General features: G+C 76.0%; 7 protein-coding genes. 1 reads left to right on the plus strand and 6 read right to left on the minus strand.

All coding sequences use genetic code 11. From position 1 onward, the window contains the following. The 6 genes from ftsR to E1293_RS44060 all read right to left on the minus strand — a co-directional run. Window positions 1-403: transcriptional regulator FtsR (gene ftsR, locus E1293_RS44035; RefSeq protein WP_243717472.1), on the minus strand; the 403-nt coding region annotated here is incomplete at its 3' end. A 26-nt stretch (window positions 404-429) separates the two neighbouring features. Further along, the gene (locus E1293_RS44040) at window positions 430-960 is read right to left on the minus strand and encodes an FHA domain-containing protein (protein WP_132205632.1); all 531 of its coding nucleotides are present in this window, start codon (window positions 958-960) and stop codon (window positions 430-432) included. 313 nt (window positions 961-1,273) lie between these two features. Next, entirely contained in the window at window positions 1,274-2,005 is a 732-nt protein-coding gene (locus E1293_RS44045; RefSeq protein ID WP_132205634.1) for a DUF881 domain-containing protein, read from the minus strand. Further along, window positions 2,002-2,334 carry a small basic family protein gene (locus E1293_RS44050; RefSeq protein WP_132205636.1) on the minus strand — a complete coding sequence of 111 codons (333 nt, stop codon included), beginning with the start codon at window positions 2,332-2,334 and terminating at the stop codon, window positions 2,002-2,004. The genes E1293_RS44045 and E1293_RS44050 overlap by 4 nt, the downstream gene beginning before the upstream one ends. Window positions 2,335-2,356: 22 nt before the next feature. Beyond that, window positions 2,357-3,274, minus strand: a complete 918-nt coding sequence (locus E1293_RS44055; RefSeq protein ID WP_132205638.1) for a DUF881 domain-containing protein — start codon at window positions 3,272-3,274, stop codon at window positions 2,357-2,359. A gap of 49 nt (window positions 3,275-3,323) precedes the next feature. Then, window positions 3,324-3,959 (minus strand): LysE family translocator, encoded by a 636-nt coding sequence (locus tag E1293_RS44060; protein ID WP_132205640.1) that lies wholly within the window; start codon window positions 3,957-3,959, stop codon window positions 3,324-3,326. A 93-nt stretch (window positions 3,960-4,052) separates the two neighbouring features. On the opposite strand from E1293_RS44060, the gene E1293_RS44065 reads away from it, so the two are divergent. Beyond that, entirely contained in the window at window positions 4,053-5,393 is a 1,341-nt protein-coding gene (locus tag E1293_RS44065) for an aminotransferase-like domain-containing protein (RefSeq protein ID WP_132205642.1), read from the plus strand. Window positions 5,394-5,519: the final 126 nt, after the last annotated feature.

Here is a 5,519-nt window from a genome sequence, read left to right on the forward strand (position 1 = left end):
CTGGTGCCGGAGTCGCGGGGCGAGCAGGGCCTCGTCCTGGTCCGGTCCGCCGCCGAGAACCTGGCGATGGCCAGCCTCCCGCGGCGGCGCCGCCTCGGGGTCGTGCGGCGGGGCGCGGGGCGCCGAGCGGCGGGACGTTCTCGCCGCGGTCGCGGGCCTCCAGGTGCTGCCTGATCACGCGCAGCGGCAGGTAGTGGTCGCGCTGCGCGGTGAGGACGAGCCGGAGGCGCTCGACGTCGGCGCCGCAGAACTTGCGGTAGCCGGAGGGGCTGCGCTGCGGCTCGACGAGCCCCTCGGACTCCAGGAACCGGATCTTGGAGATGGTGATGTCGGGGAACTCGGGCCGCAGCAGCCCGAGGACGTCCCCGATCGTCATCAGGGACCGGGCCGGCTCCGCGTTCAACGCCCCTCCCATCGTCGCGCGATCCGTCAGCCGTGCGCCGGGTTGGTCAGGAACACCAGCCGGAACTTGCCGATCTGGACCTCGTCGCCGCCCGACAGCCCGGCCTGGTCGATCCGCTGCCGGTTGACGTAGGTGCCGTTGAGGCTGCCGACGTCCCGGACGGAGAACGTGCCGCCCTGGCGGACGAACTCGGCGTGCCGCCGGGAGACCGTCACGTCGTCGAGGAAGATGTGGCTCTCGGGGTGCCGTCCCGCGGAGGTGCGGTCCTCGTCGAGGAGGAAGCGGCTGCCGGCGTTCGGGCCGCGCTTGACGACCAGGAGCGCGGTGCCCGGGGGGAGCGCCTCCATCGCCATCTGCTCGGGGCCGACCGGCTCCTCGGCGCCGGCGTCGGTGTCGAGCGCCTCGAACCCGCCGATGGAGATGGTGGACGTGGACTCGCCAGGCGACTCCCGGGGAGGCAGCGGCCCCGCGCTCCTCAGCGGAGTGCCGCAGTTCGAGCAGAAGCGGGCATCATCCGGGTTGGCGTGACCGCACTGCGTGCAGTAGACGCTCGGCATCGATCGGCTCGGCCTCCTACCATCGGCGTGCCGCACCCGGTCGTCCCGCCGCAACGGAAAGCCGCCTGCGCCACGCGCATCCTTACCCAACCCACGCCGGGGACCCGCCCCCGGCCACGGTCCTGCTCACCGCCCGCGCACGACGACGGTCGCCGCAACTTACGCGGGTATGACCCGAGGGGTCAACCGGAACGGTGAACCGGCCGGACCAAACTACATTCGCCGATGATCGCAGGTCCATGCCGCCGCGCGGGCGGCGAGCGGTCACGACGCCCGAGCCGGGCCTCCGGTTTACCGTCTCCCCCGTTCCCCTCTAGGGAGACCGTATCGCGCCGACGGTCACCTTCGCGCGCTGGGTGATCAGGACGGTGGCTCCGGCCCCCTCCAGCGTCCGGACGAGGCCGCCGGGGATGTTGAGCGCCGTGGTCATCGTGTGCGGGTCGCCGATGGCGAGGAAGCGGTAGGGGGCGGCGAGGAGCGTCCCGTCGGCGCGGACGCCGTTCCGGTCGTCCAGAAAGTAGGTGCCGACGCCGACGCGGACGTCGCCGACCTGGACGACCTCGGCGCCGGCGTCGCGGAGCTCCTCCAGCGCGTCCAGCAGGTTGAGCGCCTTGACGCCGCGGCCGGGGTCGTTGATCACGAGCTCGATGCCGGGTCCCTCGGCGGGCAGTGTGCCGGCGAGCAGGCCATAGGTGGTCGCCCGCTCGCGCGCCTCCTCCAGGGCGGTCCCGCCCTGGGCGTCCCGTTCGAGCCCGGCCCGCGTCTCCTCCAGGTCGCGCAGGTCGCCCCGCAGCCGCTCGGACCGCTGGCCCAGGTCGGACAGGACCCCGACGAGCTCGTCCTGCCGCGCGGTGGCGAAGGTGGTGTCGCGCTCGGTGGAGCGCACCTGCGCGACGACCGCGAAGCCGAGCAGGAGGCACAGCAGGCCGCCCGCGAGCTGGCCGGCGCTGACCCGCGGACGCAGCAGCCCGGCGAGCGAGCGCAGGCCCCCGTGCTCGCCGGCCCCGTGCTCGCCGTCCTCCGGCCGGTCGTCCTCGCGCGTCATGCGCCGAACAGCTTCCGCCGGATGGCCGCCGCGTTGGAGAAGATGCGGATGCCGAGGACGACCACGACGCCGGTGGACAGCTGCGAGCCGACGCCGAGCTTGTCCCCGAGGAAGACGATCAGCGCGGCGATGACGGTGTTGCTGACGAAGGAGACGACGAACACCTTCTCGTCGAAGACGCCCTCCAGCCGGGCGCGGACGCCGCCGGACATCGCGTCGAGGGCGGCGACGATCGCGATCGGCAGGTAGGGCTGCAGCCAGAGCGGGACGTCCGGCTGGAGCAGGAGGCCGAGCGCGACGCCGGCCGCCAGCCCGATCAGCGCGATCACCGCCGGGTCACCCCTCCCCCGCTCACTGGCCGTCCTCGTCGCGGGGGACGGCGTGCCGCAGCCGGAGCGGGCCCGCGGCGGGCAGCCGCACCTCGCCGGCGCGGCGGGTGCCGTAGCCGATGCCGAACCGGTCCTTCAGCGCCTTCAGCCGCCGGTCGGCGGCCGAGCCGGTGAAGGCGTCCCGCAGGTCCCCGGGGTCGCCCAGCGCCGTCACCTCGTAGGGGCCGCTGAGCGGCCGGTAGTCGACCAGGATCGCCTCGCCCGCGGTGCGGATCGCGGTGGTGGCGGTGAGCCGCTGGCCGTTGACGCCGATGGCGTCGGCGCCCGCCGCCCACAGCCCGTTCACCAGGACCTGGAGGTCTTGATCATAGACCCGGCCGCCGCCGGGGGCGCGGTCCGGCGCGGGATGGCCGGCCGGGTCCTCGCGGGGGGCGTCGGCGAGGGTGACGACGAGCCCTCCGCCGGTGGCGGGCGCTGCGGCCGCGGCGGCGGCCGCCCGGGTCAGCCGGCCGCGGGCGCGGCGCCCTTCGTCGCTGCGGGCGAGCGCGGCGGCGCGGCGGCGCTCGGTGTCGGCCCGCAGCCGGTCGAGCCGGTGCTGGAGGCCGTCGGTCTCGGCGGTGCGGGCGTGGATCTCGTCGACGAGCCGGGAGCGGCGCTCCGCCGCCACCGGTTCGCTGCGGTGCACCTCGATGCCCGCCACGGCGACCAGCGTGCCGGTGAGGGCGAGGACGAGCAGCACGCCGGCGCCTCGGAGCCGGCGCCGGGGCGGGGCGCCGCCGGCGGCGGCCCGGCGGGCCGCGGCCTCGGCGTAGCCGGGGTCGAGGTGCTTGCCGGCGAACAGGTCGGCGAGCAGCGACATGGAGGCGTCCGGCCGGCGCCATCCGGGCGGCCGCCGGGCGTCCTCTTCCGGGCCGCCGGGCGTGTCCTCGGGTGCGATCACCGGCCCATCATGGCAAGGGGCGGCAAATCGGCGCGGACCGCATCGCCGGTCAGGCGGTGGCGGGGCGGAGGCCGATGTGCACGGCCAGCCCGGCGAGCACCGAGCCCATCAGGTACCGCTGGACGCGCTGCCAGCCGGGCCTGCGCCCGAGGAAGCCGGCGATGGAGCCGGCGCCCAGCACGATGAGGGCGTTGACCGTGACGGCGACGGCGACCTGGGTGGCGCCGAGCAGCAGTGTCTGGACGGCCACGCTGCCGCGGTCCGGGTCGGCGAACTGCGGCAGCAGCGACACGTAGAGGACCGCGATCTTCGGGTTGAGCAGGTTGGTGACCAGGCCCATGGCGAAGAGCCGGCGCGGCGGGTCGGCCGGGAGGTCCTTGGGGGCGAAGACGGCCGTCCCGCCGGGCCGCAGCGCCTGCCAGGCGAGCCAGAGCAGGTAGCAGGCCCCGGCCAGCTTGATCACCGTGTAGAGGGCGGGGACGAGCCGGAACACGGCGGTGAGCCCGGCGGTGGCGGCGGCGACGTAGACGAGGAAGCCCGCGGCGACGCCGCCGAGGGAGACCAGTCCGGCGCGGCGGCCCTGCGTCACCGACCGGGACACCAGGTAGATCATGTTCGGCCCCGGGGTCAGGACGAGGCCGAGGGCGAACAGGGCGATGGCCAGGACGGCCGTCGGCGGGATCATCGCACTCCAGTCAGCTCGTAGTGCTCCAAGGTTAGAAGCCGGAGTATGCTCGGTGCAATAGATAAATTGCTCTCGGTGCAATGTGAGGCGGGCATGGAGGACTTCCGTCGGGTCGCCGACGAGGTGGCGGCCGCGATCGCGGCGGGGCGGCCGCGGCCGGGCGAGCGGCTGCCGCCGCAGCGCGCCTTCGCCCGCAGCCGGGGCATCGCGGACTCGACGGCGAGCCGCGTGTACAAGGAGCTGGCCCGGCGCGGCCTCGTGGTGGGCGAGGTCGGGCGGGGGACGTTCGTCCGCGCGGCGGAGCGTCCCGCCGCGCCCGCCCTCGCCGAACCGGCGGACGCGCACGTCGACCTGGAGCTGAACTACCCGGTGGTGCCCGGGCAGAGCGCGCTGCTCGCCGCCGGGCTGGAGCGGCTGCGGCGCCCGGACGTCCTGGACGCGGCGCTCGGCCCCGCGAGCGTCGCGGGGACCGCCGCCGCCCGTGAGGCCGCGGCGGAGCTGCTGACCGCGCCCGGGTGGCGGCCCGGCCCGTCCGAGGTCCTGTTCGCCGGGAACGGCCGGCAGGCGATCGCGGGCGCGCTGGCCGCGCTCGTGCCGCCGGGCGGCCGGCTCGCCGTCGAGGCGCTGACCTACCCGGTGATCAAGGGCATCGCGGCCAGGCTCGGCGTGGCCCTCGTCCCGGTCGCGGCGGACGAGCACGGGCTGCGCCCGGACGCGCTCGCCGCCGCCCACCGCGCCGCACCGCTCGGCGCCGTCTACCTCCAGCCGACGCTGCACAACCCGTCCGGGACGACGATGCCGGCGCAGCGCCGCGCCGAGCTGGCGGACGCCTTGGAGCGGCTCGGCATGCACGCGATCGAGGACCGCATCTGGGCGTTCCTCCGCGAGGACGGCCCGGAGCCGCTGGCGGCGTTCGCCGCGGGCCGCACCGTTCTGGTCGACAGCCTCTCCAAGCGCCTCGCGCCCGGCCTGAGCGCCGGCTTCGCGGTGGCGCCCCCCGCGCTCACCGGACGCGTCGCCGCCGCGCTGCGCTCCGGCGCCTGGGGCCCGTCCGGGTTCGCGCTGGACGCGGCGACCGGCTGGATCGCCGACGGGACGGCCGAGACCATCGGCCGGGCCAAACGCGCCGACGCCGCGGCCCGCGGGCGGCTCGCGTCCGAGCGCCTGGCGGGCGCGGACGTCCGCGCCGACCCGTGCTCGTACTTCGGCTGGTGGGAGCTGCCGCCGCGGTGGCGCGCGGAGACGTTCGTCGCGGCGGCCGCGCGGCGCGGCATCGCCGTGACCCCGGCGGCCGCCTTCGTCGTCGGCAACAGCGCGGCCCCGCGCGCCGTCCGCTTCGGGCTGGCGTCCCCGCCCCTGCCGGTCCTCGCCCGCGCCCTGGACGTCCTGGCCGAGATCGCCGCCGCCAGCCCCGACGACTCCCCCGTCGACTGAGCCCCGAGCGCACGGCGAAAGGCGGCTGGACTCCCGGCGAGTGATCATTCATCGTCTTTGCAGGGAGTGTCGCTCGGCGGGAGGGCAGATGATCGAGGTCCGCGGGGTCGGGCAGCTGGTGGGCGG

The sequence above is a fragment of the Actinomadura darangshiensis genome (assembly GCF_004349235.1).
Taxonomy (GTDB): domain Bacteria; phylum Actinomycetota; class Actinomycetes; order Streptosporangiales; family Streptosporangiaceae; genus Spirillospora; species Spirillospora darangshiensis.